Source organism: Sulfuritalea sp. (genome assembly GCF_017302275.1).
In the GTDB taxonomy this organism is placed as follows: Bacteria; Pseudomonadota; Gammaproteobacteria; order Burkholderiales; family Rhodocyclaceae; genus Sulfuritalea.
The window spans coordinates 38,121-54,326 of record NZ_JAFLDR010000018.1; the positions used below are offsets into that span (position 1 = coordinate 38,121).

At 65.1% G+C, this 16,206-nt stretch carries 15 protein-coding genes and 1 riboswitch; of the genes, 6 read left to right on the forward strand and 9 right to left on the reverse strand.

Features of this window, described 5'->3' with window-relative positions:
* Positions 1-21: 21 nt before the first annotated feature.
* The 7 genes from J0M27_RS11555 to J0M27_RS11585 all read right to left on the reverse strand — a co-directional run bounded on the left by J0M27_RS11555 (position 22) and on the right by J0M27_RS11585 (position 7,486).
* A complete protein-coding gene (locus J0M27_RS11555; RefSeq protein ID WP_294991524.1) occupies positions 22-603 on the reverse strand; it encodes a hypothetical protein in 582 nt (193 codons plus the stop codon).
* An 85-nt stretch (positions 604-688) separates the two neighbouring features.
* Entirely contained in the window at positions 689-1,867 is a 1,179-nt protein-coding gene (locus tag J0M27_RS11560; RefSeq protein ID WP_294991527.1) for an ABC transporter substrate-binding protein, read from the reverse strand.
* A gap of 38 nt (positions 1,868-1,905) precedes the next feature.
* Entirely contained in the window at positions 1,906-3,774 is a 1,869-nt protein-coding gene (locus tag J0M27_RS11565) for a long-chain fatty acid--CoA ligase (protein WP_294991530.1), read from the reverse strand.
* A gap of 3 nt (positions 3,775-3,777) precedes the next feature.
* A complete protein-coding gene (locus tag J0M27_RS11570) occupies positions 3,778-4,566 on the reverse strand; it encodes an ABC transporter ATP-binding protein (RefSeq protein ID WP_294991532.1) in 789 nt (262 codons plus the stop codon).
* Positions 4,556-5,332 (reverse strand): ABC transporter ATP-binding protein, encoded by a 777-nt coding sequence (locus J0M27_RS11575; RefSeq protein ID WP_294991535.1) that lies wholly within the window; start codon positions 5,330-5,332, stop codon positions 4,556-4,558. Before J0M27_RS11575 ends, J0M27_RS11570 begins: the two co-directional genes overlap by 11 nt.
* 187 nt (positions 5,333-5,519) lie before the next feature.
* Positions 5,520-6,596, reverse strand: a complete 1,077-nt coding sequence (locus J0M27_RS11580) for a branched-chain amino acid ABC transporter permease (protein ID WP_294991538.1) — start codon at positions 6,594-6,596, stop codon at positions 5,520-5,522.
* Positions 6,596-7,486 carry a branched-chain amino acid ABC transporter permease gene (locus J0M27_RS11585; RefSeq protein ID WP_294991540.1) on the reverse strand — a complete coding sequence of 297 codons (891 nt, stop codon included), beginning with the start codon at positions 7,484-7,486 and terminating at the stop codon, positions 6,596-6,598. Before J0M27_RS11585 ends, J0M27_RS11580 begins: the two co-directional genes overlap by 1 nt.
* Positions 7,487-7,794: 308 nt before the next feature.
* Between J0M27_RS11585 and J0M27_RS11590 the strand changes: the two genes are divergently transcribed.
* Entirely contained in the window at positions 7,795-8,172 is a 378-nt protein-coding gene (locus tag J0M27_RS11590) for a DUF3135 domain-containing protein (RefSeq protein WP_294991543.1), read from the forward strand.
* 48 nt (positions 8,173-8,220) lie between these two features.
* Here J0M27_RS11590 and J0M27_RS11595 read toward each other — a convergent pair whose 3' ends face one another.
* Positions 8,221-8,613, reverse strand: coding sequence for a rhodanese-like domain-containing protein (locus tag J0M27_RS11595; protein ID WP_294991546.1), 393 nt, complete (start codon positions 8,611-8,613; stop codon positions 8,221-8,223).
* Positions 8,614-8,795: 182 nt separating this feature from the next.
* Here J0M27_RS11595 and J0M27_RS11600 point away from each other — a divergent pair, with 182 nt between their 5' ends.
* The 5 genes from J0M27_RS11600 to J0M27_RS11620 all read left to right on the forward strand — a co-directional run bounded on the left by J0M27_RS11600 (position 8,796) and on the right by J0M27_RS11620 (position 14,645).
* Positions 8,796-9,200: a hypothetical protein gene (locus tag J0M27_RS11600; protein WP_294991549.1), complete on the forward strand. Its 405-nt coding sequence runs from the start codon at positions 8,796-8,798 to the stop codon at positions 9,198-9,200.
* Between the two features lie 42 nt (positions 9,201-9,242).
* A complete protein-coding gene (locus J0M27_RS11605; protein WP_294991551.1) occupies positions 9,243-9,731 on the forward strand; it encodes a hypothetical protein in 489 nt (162 codons plus the stop codon).
* Positions 9,732-9,789: 58 nt separating this feature from the next.
* The gene (locus J0M27_RS11610) at positions 9,790-10,236 is read left to right on the forward strand and encodes a rhodanese-like domain-containing protein (protein ID WP_294991554.1); all 447 of its coding nucleotides are present in this window, start codon (positions 9,790-9,792) and stop codon (positions 10,234-10,236) included.
* Positions 10,237-10,292: 56 nt separating this feature from the next.
* A riboswitch (S-adenosyl-L-homocysteine riboswitch) is annotated at positions 10,293-10,372 on the forward strand.
* 75 nt (positions 10,373-10,447) lie between these two features.
* Complete coding sequence (gene metH, locus J0M27_RS11615; RefSeq protein WP_294991557.1) at positions 10,448-14,155, forward strand: methionine synthase; 3,708 nt, start codon at positions 10,448-10,450, stop codon at positions 14,153-14,155.
* Between the two features lie 19 nt (positions 14,156-14,174).
* Entirely contained in the window at positions 14,175-14,645 is a 471-nt protein-coding gene (locus J0M27_RS11620; RefSeq protein ID WP_294991559.1) for a hypothetical protein, read from the forward strand.
* 43 nt (positions 14,646-14,688) lie between these two features.
* Here the strand turns inward: J0M27_RS11620 and J0M27_RS11625 are convergent, their stop codons facing one another.
* Positions 14,689-16,134 carry a hypothetical protein gene (locus J0M27_RS11625; protein WP_294991562.1) on the reverse strand — a complete coding sequence of 482 codons (1,446 nt, stop codon included), beginning with the start codon at positions 16,132-16,134 and terminating at the stop codon, positions 14,689-14,691.
* Positions 16,135-16,206: the final 72 nt, after the last annotated feature.

A 16,206-nucleotide genomic window follows, 5' to 3' on the forward strand; every position in this document is an offset into this window, starting at 1 on the left:
CACATCGTGCCGCCGCCGGATTTACTTGCGCTCGCCCCCCACGTACTGGCTGCGCAAGCGCTCCAGCCCCTGGCGAAAGGCCTCGGCATCGCCGTAGTCGAAAAACCGCGGATAGCGCCCGTGCGCTGCTTCGACGCGCCGCGCATGCTTGATCGGGCACCAGTATTGCTCGGTGCGTGCGGCCACTTCGCGGGTGTAGGCGGCGATGCCGTTGCCGTAGGAACAGTAGAAGCAGTTGAATTTTTCGACCAGGTTCAGGTAGGGCAGGTCGGCGCGGTCGAACACCAGGTAGTCGGCACGGCGCACTTTCGGGATGCGGTAGATAGGGAAACAGACCGCCTGATACACGCTCACGAAAAGGTCGAGCAGCAGGAACGGGATCCAGCCGGCGTAGATCAGCGGCGCTGTCAGCGCGACCAGCGGCCGCGCCTGCCCCACGAAGCGGAGCAGGCCGACCCGGTAGCGGCGCTGCTGGCACAGGAACTCGTCGGCGAGCTGCGTCCGCTTCTGGCCGAACTCCTCGCGCGCCTTGCGATACTCGTCCTCGAGCTCGTCCTGAAGGGCTCGAATGCGCGCCAGCAGTTCATCAATAGTGGGTGGCACCGCATTCTCCAGGGGATCGTCAAAAAAATACGGGCGTCCCACGGACGCCCGCTGCTTGCCGCAAGCTGCCCGATCGGGCGGGCCGTTACTGCGTGAGGTAGTCCGTCACCGCGACCCAGCGGCCGTTCTGGATCTGGCCGACCTTGGACTTGTCGTTGCCCAGATGCTGCTTGGGTCCGAACTTGTACTCGGGGCTGCCGAACATGTCGCGCGCGAAGGTGGTGCTCTCCAGGGTCTTGATGAAGTTGTCGGTGGTCAGGTTCGGCCCCGTCTTCTTCGCCGTCTGCATGAACATGTCCATCGCCACATAGCCATAGGCCGAGAACAGGCCGGGGTCCTCGTTGAACTTGGCCTTGTAGGATGCGAACCAGTCGCGCACGTTCTTCGACGGGTCGTCTGCGTACGGTACCGCGACCTGATGGAAGGCATAGAGCCCGTCCATGGCCTTGCCGCCCAGCTTGTGGATCAGGTCCGTATAGGCCGCCGAGGAACCGACGAAGTTCGGGTTCCAGCCCATCTTGCGCGCCGTGCCGATGGTGCCGATGGTCTCGCGGATGATGGTGCCGAGCACGACCGTGTCGCAATCCGCCGCCTTCATTTTCGACACCTGGGCCGAGAAATCGGTGGCGCCGCGCTTGAAGGAGGTCTTTTCGGCGAAGGCCATGTTGATGTCCTTGAGGCCGTCCTCGGCGCCCTTGAGCACTTCGGTGCCGAAGTCGTCATCCTGGTAGATGACGCAGAACTTCTTGGCGCCGCGCTCCTTGACCATCCACGACATGCCCTTGCGCATCTGGTTGTAATAGGGCGCGGCGAAGGAGAACTTGAGCTTGTGCAACGGCTCGTACATTTCACGCGCCGCGGTGAGCGGGAAGAGGTTCATCACGCCCTTGTCGAACAGGGTCGGGAAGGTGGCGAGGTTCACCGCCGTGCCGATGGTGCCGACCATGGCGAAGAGCTTGTCCTGCTGCACCATCTTCTGCGCCGCGAGCAGGCCCTTCTTCGGATCGTAGCCGGAATCCTCGGCGATGAACTTGACCTTGCGCCCGTTGATGCCGCCGGATTCGTTGACCTCGTCGACGCGCATCTGCATGCCGAAGCGCAGGGCCTTGCCGAAGCCGGCCAGCGGCCCGGAAAGGTCCTGGATGGTGCCGATCACGATTTCGTTCTTGCTGACGCCCATCTGCTCCGCGGCGATCGCCGTGGTGCCGGCGCCGACTCCTGCAACGGCCAGCGCGGCGACGGCCAGTTTCATGCTTTTCTTCATGGTTTCTCCTCGTTATGGGTACTGCTGAATCAATCGGGCTAATCCCGGTACATCGACTCGATCAGCTCGGCATATTTCTGACTGACTAGCTTACGCTTTAGTTTCATGGTCGGGGTCAGTTCCTCGTCCTCGGCGCCGAGCTTCCTGTCGATCAGGCGGAACTTCTTGATCTGCTCAACGCGCGCGAACTGCTTGTTGACCCGCTCGATTTCGCCCTCGATCAGTTTCTGCACTTCCGCCGTCCGCGTCAGGCTGGCGTAGTTGGAGAAGGGCACGTCGTGGTCCTGGGCGAATTTCTCGACGTTCTCCTGGTCGATCATGATCAGGCAGACGAGATAGGGCCGCTTGTCGCCGATGACCACGGCGTCGGTGACATAGGGCGAGAACTTGAGCTGGTTCTCCAGCTCGGAGGGCGTGATGTTCTTGCCGCCCGCCGTGATGATGATGTCCTTGAGGCGGTCGGAGATGCGGAAGTAGCCGTCGCCATCCACCGTGCCGACGTCGCCGGTATGCAGCCAGCCCTCGGCGTCGATGGTCTCGGCGGTCTTCTCCGGCTGGTTGAGGTAGCCCATGAAGACGTTGGGCCCGCGCACCAGGATCTCGCCCTCGTCGGAAAGCCGCACCTCGTTGGGCGCGTTGGCGATGCCGATGGAGCCCGGCTTGATGCGCTCGACCGGCGTGCCGACGGCGACGCTGCCGGTCTCGGTCATGCCCCAGACTTCCAGCATCGGCACGCCCAGCGCCATGTACCAGCGCACCAGGTCGGGCGAGATCGGCGCGGCACCCGTGATCAGCATGCGACTGCGGTGGATGCCGATCAGCTTCCTCACATTGTTCAGCACCAGCAGCCGCGCCAGCCAGTGGGCGAGTTCGAGCCCGCTGCCGATGGCCTCGCCCTTTTCGTAGCGGCGCACCTTCTCCAGGCCGATGCCGATGGCCAGCTTGTAGGCCCATTGTTCGAAGGCATTGGATTCCTTGAGCGCGATGCTGACGCCGGAATAGAACTTCTCCCAGACGCGCGGCACGGCGCCGAACACGGTGGGCGCGATTTCGCGCACGTTCTCGGGAATGGTTTCCGGGTTCTCGACGAAGTTGAGCTTGGTGCCGGTGTAGAGCGAGAAATAGGCGCCGCTGGAGCGCTCGGCGACGTGGCACAGCGGCAGGAAGCACATCCGCTCGTCGTCCTCGTTCTGCGCCGTGGCACGGTTGAAGCTCTTCACCGCCGACAGCAGGTTGGCGTGCGAGAGCATCGCGCCCTTGGGCTTGCCCGTGGTGCCCGAGGTGTAGATCAGGATCGCCAGGTCTTCGGGCTTGCGCGCTGCGGTGCGCGCCTGCCACTCGGCATCGGCCGCCGCCTGGCCCAGGCTCGCAAGGCGTTCGCGCCCCAGCTCGCGCAGGCGCTCGAAACTGATCACCTGCTCGTCGTGCAGGTCGCGCAGGCCCTCCATGTCCCAGACCACGATGCGGCGCAGCAGCGGCAGGCGCTCGCGCACTTCGAGCAGCTTGTCGAGCTGCTCGTCGTCCTCGACGAAGACCAGCACGGAGTGCGAATCGCCGGTCAGGTACTCGACCTGGGGTGACGCGTCGGTCGGATAGATGCCCGAGCTGACGCCGCCGCAGGAGAGCACGGCGAGGTCGGAGAACAGCCATTCCTGGCGCGTGTTGCCGAGTATCGAGGCCGTCTCGCCGATGTCGAAGCCCAGTTCGATGAGGCCCATGCCGGCCTCGCGCACGATGACGCCGACCTGGTTCCACGACAGGCTCTGCCAGAGGCCGTACTTCTTCTGCCGGAACAGCGTCAGCTCGCCGCGTTGGGCGACGCCGTTCCAGAACATCTCGGCCATGTTGTCGCCAGGAACGACGACGCGTTCCTCGGCCCAGTAGCGCTTGCCGTCAAGCTGCCACATGGTTTATCTCCATGTCTTCTTCTTCTTCCAGCGCCGCCCTTCGCGCACGCCCGACTCCTTGGCGCCGAGGTAGAACTCCTTGATGTCCTCCTTCTCGCGCAGCGCGGCGCAGGTGTCGTGCATGACGATGCGGCCGATCTCCAGCACGTAGCCGTAGTCGGCGTACTTCAGCGCGATGTGGGCGTTCTGCTCGACCACCAGCAGGGTCACGCCGCGCTCGCGGTTGATGCGGATGATGATCTCGAAGATCTCCTTGGTCAGCTTGGGCGACAGGCCCAGGCTGGGTTCGTCGAGCAGCATCATCGTCGGCTTGGCCAGCAGGGCACGGCTGATCGCCAGCATCTGTTGCTGGCCGCCGGAAAGCTGGCCGGCCGGCTGGTCGCGGCGCTCCTTGAGGATGGGGAAGTAGGCGTAGACGTCCTCGATGTCCTTCGCCACCTGGTCCCTGTCGTGGGTGGGCCGCGTGTAGGCGCCCATCAGCAGGTTCTCGCGCACCGTCAGCAGCGGGAATATCTCGCGCCCCTCGGGCACCTGCACCAGGCCCTGGCGCACGATCCAGGCCGGATCGCGGCCCTCGAGCTTTTCATGGCGGAAGAGGATGCTGCCCTTCTGCGGATCGAGGATGCCGGAGATGGTCTTCAGGATCGTGGTCTTGCCGGCACCGTTCGATCCGAGCACGGTGACCACCGAACCCGGCGCCACCGAGAGCGATACGCCGCGGATCGCCTTGACCGCGCCGTAGGCAGCCTCGACGTTGTTGAGCTGCAGGATGGGCGGCGACTCAGTCGTCATCGGCGCCCCCCAGGTAGGCCTCGATCACGCCAGGATGCGCCTGCACTTCTTCCGGCGTGCCCAGCGTCAGCACTTCGCCGAGGTTCAGCGCCAGGACGCGGTCGGAAACACGCGAGACCAGGCCCATGTCATGCTCGACCATGATCACCGTGATGCCGAGGTCGGCCTTGATGTCCTCGATCCAGAAGCCCATGTCCTCGGTTTCCTCGGTGTTGAGGCCGGAGGAGGGCTCGTCGAGCAGCAGCAGGCGCGGCCGCATCGACAAGGCGCGCGCCAGTTCCACCACCTTGCGCACGCCGTAGGGCAGGCCGACGACGAGGCTGTCGCGGTAATGCTGCAGGTCGAGGAACTCGATGACTTCCTCGACCTGGCGGCGGAACTCGAGTTCGGCGCGGCGCACCGAGCCGGTGAACAGCAGGTCCTGCACCCAGCCGGTATGACGGTGGCAATGGCGGCCGACCAGCAGGTTCTGCAGCACCGTGGCGTGCTCGAAGAGTTCGATGTTCTGGAAAGTGCGGGCGATGCCGTGGCGCGCCACCACATGCGGCGGCATGCGCGAAATCACCTCGCCCTCGAAGCGCACCTCGCCCGTGGTCGGCCGGTAAAGCGCCGAGATCAGGTTGAAGATCGTCGTCTTGCCGGCGCCGTTCGGCCCGATCAGCGAGAACACCTCGTTGGGCCAGACCTCGAAGGAAACCTTGTTGACCGCAAGCAGCCCGCCGAAGCGGACCGACAAGTCGACGGCTTCGAGCATCGGCGCGGTCATGCGACCTCCCCGAGCGGGCGCAGCCCGCGAACAACCGTCACCCCCTCTCGCGGAGAGGGGGGCGTAGGCGGGGTTTCGCAAAGCACCGCTTTGCGCCGCCGCAGCCAGCCGGCCATGCAGGGCCGGCCGAGGAGCGGGGAGAGAGCCCACCCAACCCATCGAAGATGAAATGAGAGAACCTGTTTTCTCATTTCATTCTCTCGGATTTCATGTAGCTCTTCTGCCGCTTGAACATGCCCTTGCGATAGAAGGGAAAGATCTGCAGGAAGGTGCGGAACTTCAGCCAGCGGCCGTAGAGCCCCATGGGCTCGAACAACACAACGGCAATCAGGATGATGCCGAAGATGGTGGGTTGCAGCCCGGTCTGCTGGCCCAGCCCAGGCGGAAGCCAGTCCTTGCCGATGACGATCACCTGCTGCACGATGAACCAGAAGGTCGGCCCGAAGATCGCGCCCGGGATCGAGCCGAGGCCGCCGATCACCACCATCATCAACAGTTCGATGGACTGCAGGAAGCCGAACTGGTCGGGCGTGATGAAGCGGATCTTGTGCGCGTAGAGCGCGCCGGCGATGCCGGCCAGCGCCGCCGACAGCGCGAAGGCTACGGTCTTGTAATAGGCGAGGTTGATGCCCATGCTCTGCGCCGAGACCTCGGAATCGCGGATGGCAACGAAGGCGCGCCCGGTCGGGCTGCGCAGCAGGTTGAGCACGCCCAGCACGCAGAGCACGGTGATGGCGGTGACCAGGTAATAGAAGTTCCTGCCGTCGTCGAAATCGATGCCGGCGATGACCAGCTTGCCGAGCTGGAGGCCGGCGTTGCCGCCGGTGATGTGCTCGGCGCGCACCACGGCTTCCTCGATGATGAAGCCGAAGGCCAGTGTGGCGATCGCCAGGTAGATGCCCTTGACGCGCAGCGCCGGCAGGCCGACCAGGATGCCGGTGATGCCGGCGACCAGCGCCGACATGGAAAGCGAGAGCACGAAGGGCCAGCCCATGGACTGCAGCCAGGCCTCGGTATAGGCGCCCATTGCAAGAAAACCGGCATGGCCGAGCGAGACCTGTCCGGTAAAGCCCGAGAGCAGCATCAGGCCGAGGCAGACGATGGCGTAGATGCCGATGAAGCTGAATTGCGACAGCGCGTATTCGGAAAGAATGAAGGGCGCGGCGATCAGGGCCGCGGCCAGCAGGGCGTACCAGAATTTCTGGCCGCCGTGCTTGAACAGCGCGATATCCTGGGCGTAAGCCGTCTTGAATATGAAATGCATCAGACCTTCTTCGTCAGGTTTTCGCCGAACAGGCCATTGGGCTTGAACACCAGCATCACCAGCACCACGACGTAGGCGGCAATGTCCTTGAAGCCCTCGGGCAGGTAAAAGCCGGCCAGGGACTCGACGATGCCGATGACGAGGCCGCCGACCAGCGCGCCGGGAATGCTGCCGAAGCCGCCGACCACCGCCGCCGGAAAGGCCTTGAGGCCGACGAAGCCCATGTTGGCATGGACGAAGGTGATCGGCGCCAGCAGCAGGGCGGCGACGCCGCAGATCGCCGAGGACAGACCCCAGATCAGCATGTTCACGCGCCGCACCGGAATCCCCATGTAGAAGGCGGCGAGCTGGTTCTGCGAGGTCGCCTGCATGGCGATGCCCAGCCGCGTGTAGCGGAAGAAGGCGAACAGCAGCGCCACCAGGGCCACGGTGGCGACGATGATGGCGACATGTTCGAGGGATACCACAAGGCCCTTGCCGGTCTCGCCGATCCAGAACACTTCATCCTTCCAGGGCACCGGCAGGGTGTGCGTCTCGGTGCCCCAGTAGGGGATCATGGTCACCACGCCGCGCGCCAGGTAGCCGATGCCGATGGTCATCATGATCACGGTGAAGGCCGGCTGGCCGAGCAGGGGCCGCAGCACCAGGCGCTCGGTGCCCATGCCGAACAGGGTCATGACCGTGATGGTGATGAGGAAGGCCATCCAGAAAGGCAGGCCGGCCACCGTCATCGCGGTGAGGCCGACGAAGCCGCCGATCATCATGATGTCGCCCTGGGCGAAATTGACGGTCTCGGTCGCCTTGTAGATCAGCACGAAACCGAGCGCGATCAGTGCATAGATGCAACCGATCGCCGCTCCGCTGATGATCAGTTGCAGGAGCTGCACCACCCGATAACTCTCCTCCGGGAATACTGCTGTTGTAGCGCTCTTTCCGAGTCTGCTTGGATGCCAATTATGCATCATGCCGGAACGCGTGCGCGATGCTCCGCCGTTTCCCCGGGGCCGACTTTTCTCCGTCGTGCAAGGTGCGCCGCCGCTTTCCCCTGAAAACGGCACGCGCCAGACCTGGCTGGCAGCCGACTGGTCGAATCCACTATTAATTGATACCCTGTTTGCGTTGCTCCGTGACCTATTCCACACCGACCGAATCCCGGAGCAACGCCGGCATGCAAAAATTTCCGAAAGGAGGCCTGCAAATGGATACCGACTTCGATTTTCAGGATTGGGAACAACTGGCTCGGGCTTCTCCCGAGGCCTTCGAGGCTCGCCGCAAGGAAGCCATCGAGGCCTTTCTGGCGGGATCGTCCGTCGAGCAGCGCCGTCTGGGCAGGCGCCTGCAGCGCGAGATCGATTTCGAAATTCGGCGCGCGGGTTCGCCGCAGTTGGCGTTAGCCGCGATCGCAAGAATGGTACGGGACCAGATGGCTTTCCTCTGCGAGGAACTGGTCAGCCTGAACGAATCGCTGGTCGAATTCGATGCACTGACTCGGGCCCAGGCCGCGGTTCTGACGGCAGCGGCGACAACGGTTGTGGCAATGCCGGAGCCGCAGTCGATGGACTCGCGCGGCAGCTAGCAGGTTTGTCGCAACGGTGACGTGCGCCGGGTCATCCCGCGCGCGGCCTCAGCACTGTTCCCAAGGCAGTCCCTCGAACCGCCAGCCGTTCATCGAGCCACGATGGTGGTTGTCGTCGAGCTCACCTTCGAAACCGTGCAGGACGTTGTATACGGCGGAGAAGCCGGCGTCCTCGAGCGCCTTGCCCGCATCGACCGAGCGATTGCCGCTGCGGCAGATCAGCACCACCGGGCGGTCGTGGGCGTGGCCCGCATACTTTTTCACCTCGCCTACGAAGTGGGGATTGACATCCCAATCGGGACCGTCGTTCCACGAAACATGCAGCACACCGGCGGGATGGCCGACGAAGAGGAATTCCATCTCGCTGCGGCAGTCGATGAATAGCGCCTTGGGGTTGTCGTGGAGGAACTGCGCGGTTTCTTTCGGGGTCAGATGTTCCATGGGCACTCCTTGTCCGGATGTTTCGATTTTAGCCCAGCACTCCGACTGCAATGCCTGGGCGGGGCGTTGACGGTATCCTCGGCACCATGAAACCCGTTTGCCTGGCACTCCCACTGCTGTTCGCAATAGGTCTAAGCGGCTGCGACGCCACACGGCTGGCAAACCTGAGGCCGGGCAGTTCGATGGCCACCGAGGTCCGCGCGCTGTTCGGCGCGCCGGCGGCGGAATGGCCTAATCCGGACGGCAGCGTGACCTGGGAATATCCGCGCGGCCCGGAGGGAACGCGCACCTGGATGCTGACGCTCGACCCGCGCTCCGTGCTGCAATCGATCGGGCAGGCGCTGACGGAAGAAAACTTCGCGCGCATCCAACACGGCTGGCGCCCGGAGCAGGTGCGGCGCCTGCTGGGCAAGCCTTCAGGCACGGTCCGCTTCCCGCAGAAGGCCGAAGAGGTATGGGAATGGCGCATCGCTCCGCTGGAGCCGATCAACAGCGCGTGGTTCCATGTGCACTTCGGCCCCGACGGCAGGGTGACCGGGACCTCGCGCCGCGAGGAAGCGCCGGTGGGCGGGCCCGACCAGAACTAGGCGGCGGCTGGCCCGGCCGGCGTTTGCAGGTATCATCGTCGCATGAACCCGCTCACCCGCATGCTCGCCGCGCTGGCGTCCGTCCTCGGCTTTTACGGCTGCGACGCGGCACATCTGGCCGACCTCAAACCCGGCGTTTCGACGGCGCAGGAGGTGCGCGAACGCCTCGGCGCTCCGGGTGCTGAATGGCCCAACGCCGACGGCAGCGTGACCTGGGAATACACCCGCCAACCGCAGGGCACGCGCTGCTACATGCTGACGCTGAACCAGGGCGGCGTGCTGCAGAAGATCGACCAGGTGCTGACCGAAGCCAACTTCGCGCGCGTCGAAAAGGGCTGGAGCGCGGAACAGGTAAGACGTCTGCTGGGCCGGGCCGCGGGCGAAACGAAATTCCCGCTGAAACCGGAAGTGGTGCGCGAGTGGCGCGTCGAGCCGGTGACGCCGGGCAACAACGCTTTTTTCCATGTTCATTTCACCCTCGACGGCTTTGTCACCCACACCTCGCGCCGCGAGGAGCAGCCAGTCGGTTGAACCTTGCGCGGCCGGCCCGGTCGGAGCCTGTCCGTTGATGAATTGCCGAAAGGATTCCATGTTCCACGCCACCCAAACCCTGCGCGGTGCCTTGCTTGCCACCCTCTTCGCCTGCGCCGCCGCAGCCCAGGCCCAACCCGACCTGGCGGCACCCGACGCGGCGGCCGCGGTGGCCGCCGGCAAGATCACCCTGATCGACATCCGCACGCCGCCTGAATGGAAGGAAACCGGCGTCGCCAAGGGTGCCAATTTGATCAACATGCTGCATCCGCAAGGCGCGCCGGGCTTCACCAATGCCCTGCTGGACAAGGTGAAAGGCGACAAGAACGCGCCGATCGCGCTGATCTGCCGCACCGGCAACCGCACCACCCAGGTCCAGCGCTACCTGCAAAGCCAAGGCTTCACGCAGGTGTACAACGTCAAGGAAGGCATGGCCGGCAGCGGAGCCGGCCCGGGCTGGCTCAAGCGCGGATTGCCGGTCGACGCCTGCTCGACGCAGTGCTGAGCCACGGCGCAAGGGACAAAGTCGGCGCCGGCGCCACGGCGTTATAATCGCCCCTCGCTTCCGAGGAGCGCTGCAAGGTTGGCCTGCCGGCCATCACCCTAGGCTCGGAATCCGTTTTGAACGGCGCTCGCCTGACCTTGGTTAAACCGGGGCTTCGGTGAGCCGCATTGTGAGTCGCGCTCCCCGCCCCGGTCATGGATTGGAGAGACGCATGACCGCAAAGCCGACCGACACCGCCCCCGGCCAACACTGGCAACCCGACCGCAGCGCCGAATTGCGCGCCCTGATGGCGCAGCGCATCCTGATCCTCGACGGCGCCATGGGCACCATGGTGCAGCGGAAGAAGCTGGTCGAAGCCGACTATCGCGGCGAGCGTTTTGCGGCCCATCCGAAGGACCTCAAGGGCAACAACGACCTCTTGTGCCTGACGCGGCCCGACGTCATCGGCGGCATCCACGAGGCCTACCTCGAAGCCGGTGCCGACATCCTCGAAACCAACAGCTTCAATGGCACGCGCGTTTCGCAGGGCGAGTACGGCCTGGCCGAACTGGCCTATGAGCTCAACGTCACCGCCGCGACCCTGGCGCGCGGTCTGGCCGACAAATACTCGACGCCGGAAAAGCCGCGCTTCGTTGCCGGCGTGCTCGGCCCGACCTCGCGTACGGCGTCGCTCTCGCCCGATGTTAACGATCCGGGCGCACGCAATGTCAGCTTCGACCAGCTCGTGTCCGACTACCTGGAAGCCGCGCGCGGCCTCACCGCCGGCGGCGTGGACATCCTGCTGGTCGAGACCGTGTTCGACACGCTCAATGCCAAGGCCGCCCTGTTCGCCATCGAGAAGTTCTTCGACGAGGCCGGCCGGCGCTGGCCGCTGATGATTTCCGGCACCATCACCGACGCCTCCGGGCGCACGCTCTCCGGCCAGACCGCCGAGGCCTTCTGGAACTCGCTGCGCCATGCGCGGCCGATGTCCTTCGGTTTCAATTGCGCGCTCGGCGCCAAGGACCTGCGGCCCCACCTCGAGGAACTCGCCAAGCTGGCCGACTGCCTGGTGTCGGTGCATCCCAACGCCGGCCTGCCGAATGCCTTCGGCGGCTACGACGAGCCGCCCGAAGCCATGGCGGCCGAAATCCGCGACTGGGCGCAGGCCGGCCTGATCAACATCGCCGGCGGCTGCTGCGGCACCTCGCCCGACTACATCCGCGCCATTGCCCAGGCCTTGCAGGGGGTCGCCCCGCGCCAGACGCCGCAGGTGGAAAAGAAGCTTCGCCTCTCGGGCCTCGAAGCCTGCAACATCGGCGACGACAGCCTGTTCGTGAACGTCGGCGAGCGCACCAACGTCACCGGCTCCAAGGCTTTCGCCCGCATGATCCTCGAGGGCCGCTACGACGACGCACTGGCCGTCGCACGCCAGCAGGTCGAAAACGGCGCCCAGATCGTGGACATCAACATGGACGAGGCCATGCTCGATTCGGTGGCGGCGATGTCGCGCTTCGTCGACCTGGTCGGTTCCGAGCCGGACATCTGCAAGGTGCCGCTGATGCTCGACAGCTCGAAGTGGGAAGTGATCGAGGCTGGCCTCAAGCGCTTCCAGGGCAAGTGCGTGGTCAATTCCATCTCGATGAAGGAGGGCGAGGCCAAGTTCCTCGAACAGGCCCGCCTCGCCCGGCGCTACGGCGCGGCGGTGATCGTCATGGCCTTCGACGAGCAGGGCCAGGCCGACACCTTCGCGCGCAAGACCGGCATCTGCAAGCGCGCCTACGACTTGCTGGTGAAGGACGGCTTTCCGGCCGAGGACATCATCTTCGACCCCAACATCTTTGCGATTGCCACCGGCATCGCCGAGCACGACAACTACGCGGTGGATTTCATCAACGCCGTGCGCTGGATCCGCGAGAACCTGCCGCATGCGCGCAGCTCGGGCGGCGTCTCCAACGTCAGCTTCAGCTTCCGCGGCAACGAGGCGGTGCGCGAGGCGATCCACACCGTCTTCCTCTACCACGCGGTCAAGGCCGGGCTCACCATGGGCATCGTCAATGCCGGCCAGCTCGGCGTGTATGACGAACTGGCGCCCGAGTTGCGCGAGGCGGTCGAGGATGTCGTGCTCAACCGAAGAGTCGGCGCTGGTGACACGCTGATCGAACTGGCGACGCGCGTCAAAGGCGCGGCGAAAGAGCAGGTGGTGGACCTCGCCTGGCGCGAATGGCCGGTTGGCAAGCGCCTCGAACACGCCATGGTCAAGGGCATCACCGAGTACGTGGTGGCCGACACCGAGGAATGCCGCGCCGCGCTGGCCGCCGCCGGCAAGCCGCCACTGTCGGTGATCGAAGGGCCGCTGATGAACGGCATGAACGTGGTCGGCGACCTGTTCGGCGCCGGCAAGATGTTCCTGCCGCAGGTGGTGAAATCGGCGCGCGTGATGAAGCAGGCCGTGGCCCACCTGATCCCCTACATCGAGGAGGAAAAGCGCCGCACCGGCTCCACCTCCAAGGGCCGCATCATCATGGCCACGGTGAAGGGCGACGTTCATGACATCGGCAAGAACATTGTCGGCGTGGTGCTGGGCTGCAACGGCTACGAGGTGATCGACCTCGGCGTCATGGTGCCGGCCGAAAAGATCCTGCATGCGGCGAAGGAACACGGCGCGCAGGCGATCGGCCTGTCGGGCCTGATCACGCCCTCGCTGGAGGAGATGAGCCACTTTGCGTCCGAGATGAAGCGCAACGGCATGGGGGGTGACAATGCGGTGCCGCTGCTGATCGGCGGCGCCACCACCAGCCGCGCCCACACCGCGTTGAAGATCGCGCCGAACTACGACGGCCCGGTGGTCTACGTGCCGGACGCCTCGCGCGCGGTCGGCGTGGTGACCAAACTGCTGTCGATCGACATGCGCGACTGCTATGTGGCCGAAATCGCCGCCGACTACGAAAAGGCCCGCGCCCAACACGCCAACAAGAAAGGCGTGGCGCTGGTCACGCTCGCCGCCGCGCGCGCAAATGCCGCGAAGCTTGACTATGCACCCGTGAAACCCAACAAACTCGGCGTCACCGGGCTGAAGAACCTCGACCTCGCTGAAATCGCGAAGTTCATCGACTGGACGCCCTTCTTCCAGACCTGGGACCTCACCGGCCGCTTTCCCGCCATTCTCGACGACGCCGTCGTCGGCGAGGCCGCGCGCAATGTCTTCCGCGACGCCCAGGCCATGCTCGGACAGATCATCGAAGAAGAGTGGCTGACGGCGAACGCCGTCTTCGGCCTGTTCCCGGTGACGCGCCCAGTCACGAATGGCGAGGACATCGCCTTCCTCGGCGCTGACGGTACCGCCTTGATGACCTGGCATGGCCTGCGCCAGCAGCAGGAGCGCCCCGAGGGCAAGCCGCAGCAGAGCCTCGCCGACTTTGTCGCCCCGAGCGGCGACTACGCCGGCGCCTTTGCGGTCACCGCCGGCCTCGGCATCGAGAAGAAGCTCGCCGAGTTCGAGGCCCAGCACGACGACTACCGTTCGATCATGCTGAAGTCGCTCGCCGACCGCCTCGCCGAGGCCGCCGCCGAGTGGCTGCACCGCGAAGTCCGATGCAACCACTGGGGCTATGCGGCGGACGAAACCCTCGACAATGCCGCGCTGATCGCCGAGAAGTACATCGGCATCCGGCCCGCGCCCGGCTACCCGGCCTGCCCCGACCATACGGCCAAGGGCGGCCTGTTCAAACTACTCGACGCCGAAGCCAATGCCGGCATGCGCCTCACCGAGAGTTTCGCCATGACGCCGGCGGCTTCGGTGGCCGGCTTCTATCTGGCCCACCCCGAGGCGCGTTATTTCGCCATCAGCAAGATCGATCGCGACCAGCTTGAAGATTGGGCGCGCCGGGCCCAGTATTCACTACCAGAAGCCAGCAAATGGCTCGCCCCCTTGTTATGACCCCATCCAGGAGCACCCCATGCAGGAAAACCCGGCTTACTCAACTGAGCGGCTGAGCTTCAACGAAGCCGTTGCCTACGTGCAGCAGACCGGCAAGGCGGCCTTCGCCGCTATGCCGGTGTTCGGCGACGATGGCGACGACGAGAACGCCACGGCCGAAGGCGCCCGCATCTTCCTGCTGCTGCCCGACGAGGACGAGGGCTGGCTGCTGCGCTTCATCGCCGGGCCCTTCTTCACCTCGGCCTACGCCGCCAACGACGTGATTCCCGCCGAGGAAATCCCCGATCGCGTGCACGAGCTGCTGTTCATGCCGACGCGCTGCGAGGACGGCTGGCTTACCGACCAGTTGCAGGTTCTGCTGGGCAAGCTGACCCAGGCCGCCGGCATCGGCGAGCAGATGCCGGATTACGAGAAAATGCCGGTCAAGGGCGCCGGGCCGGAAGCCGTGTTCCCGGTGAATTTCATCGGCGGCTCGAAGAAGCCGCACTGAGCAAAATCGGCGTCCCGCCGGCACCGACTTTTGGCGGCCTGGCCTATTGCGCCGCCGCCGCGACTTTCGCCACCTCGGCGTTGAAATTCTGCACGCCGTTCATGACCCCGGCGGCGAAGGCCTCGCGGTCGATCGTCAGCTCGTAGTTGGTCACTGAACGCTGGATGTTGCCGCCGCCGAACACGCTCAGCGCACTGCTCAGCGCATTTCCCGCCGCCGGCGAGGCATCGGTTCCGGACGAGAGGGCGCCGACTTTCTCGCTGACGTTGATAACGGGTTTCGTCGTCGCCACGCCGGGAATGCCGCGCATCATGCGCGACACCGGCTGGCCAAGCCAGGTCGCGCGGGCGCTGGCCATGTTCATGCCATGCACCACGTTGGCGGTAGCCGACACCGAGTTGTAGCCGCGGCTGCCTTCGGCCCAGGCTTGTGGCGCATGAAAGACATAGTTCGGAATGATCAGCGTGGCATCGGCGATGCGCGTCTTGCCGCCGGCAATGAATTCGCTGAACAGGCCCCCGGCGAAACCGCTCTGGAACAGCTGCTCGTCGCTCGGGGCGACGGTCAGGGTGTTCAGGCTGCCCTCGGAATCCACTTTCGGCCCGGCCTCGCGGGCGGCATTGCGGAACACGTCGCGGTCCTTGACATCGGCATAGGTCAGGACGGTATAGCCGGCACCGCGCAACTGCCCGACCAGGTTGTCAATGGCCGCCTTCGCCAGTTTTTGGGCATAGGCCTTGTCGATGCCATTCACCTTGAAATTCGCCGCGGCCCGCGCCGTGGCATTTCCCTGCTGGAAAGCGCCGGACTGCTTGGTCGCCGAGACGCGGCCCTCGGTCACCAGCGTGACGTAGGCGGTGGGTATCAACAGAGTCTTGTTCGAACTCAGCAGGACTTCTGGATTGATCGCATCGACGGCGATCGGCATCGGCGTCGCCCGTTTCCCGGCGAGGGTTTCGGCGCTGGCATCCGCTGCCGAAGGTGGCGGCGCCGATGCCGCTTGAGTCGGTGCCTGAACCGGGGCGGCGGCATTCGGCGCCTTGCCCGGCGCCGAGGGATCGCTCGCCGAGCAACCCTTGGCAAGGAAGATCTGCGTCAGATGCTCCTTGCGGGCCAGCGCCTGTTTCTCGCGCTCGGCCGCCTGCGCCGCGTTCATCTGTCCCTGCTGTTCGGCGACGTTGGCGGCGGTCTTGGTCGCCACGGTGCCGAGCAGATGCCCGGTGAGGCCGCCGATCGAACCAAACAACCCTGTGCGGCTCGCCACTTCCGCCGCGACGCCCGCGGCCTGGCCGGCCGTTGCCGTGTCCTGTCCCGAGGCCTGGGCCGCCCTGGCCTCGGCGACGATCTTGTCCATCCCCTGCAGCTCATTGTGGGCCGAGAGGCAGGTCAGGTCGTTATCGGTAATCTTGACCCGCTCTATCGGAGCCGGTGCCTGGGCGAAAACGATCGCCGAAAAAAGGGTGAGGACAGAAGCCGACAGGCCGCGCACGTGAATCTCCAGGTTGCTTGGGGAGCCGAGATTCTATGCAATATTCAGCCGTCTGGCATGTCTCTCCGGAAG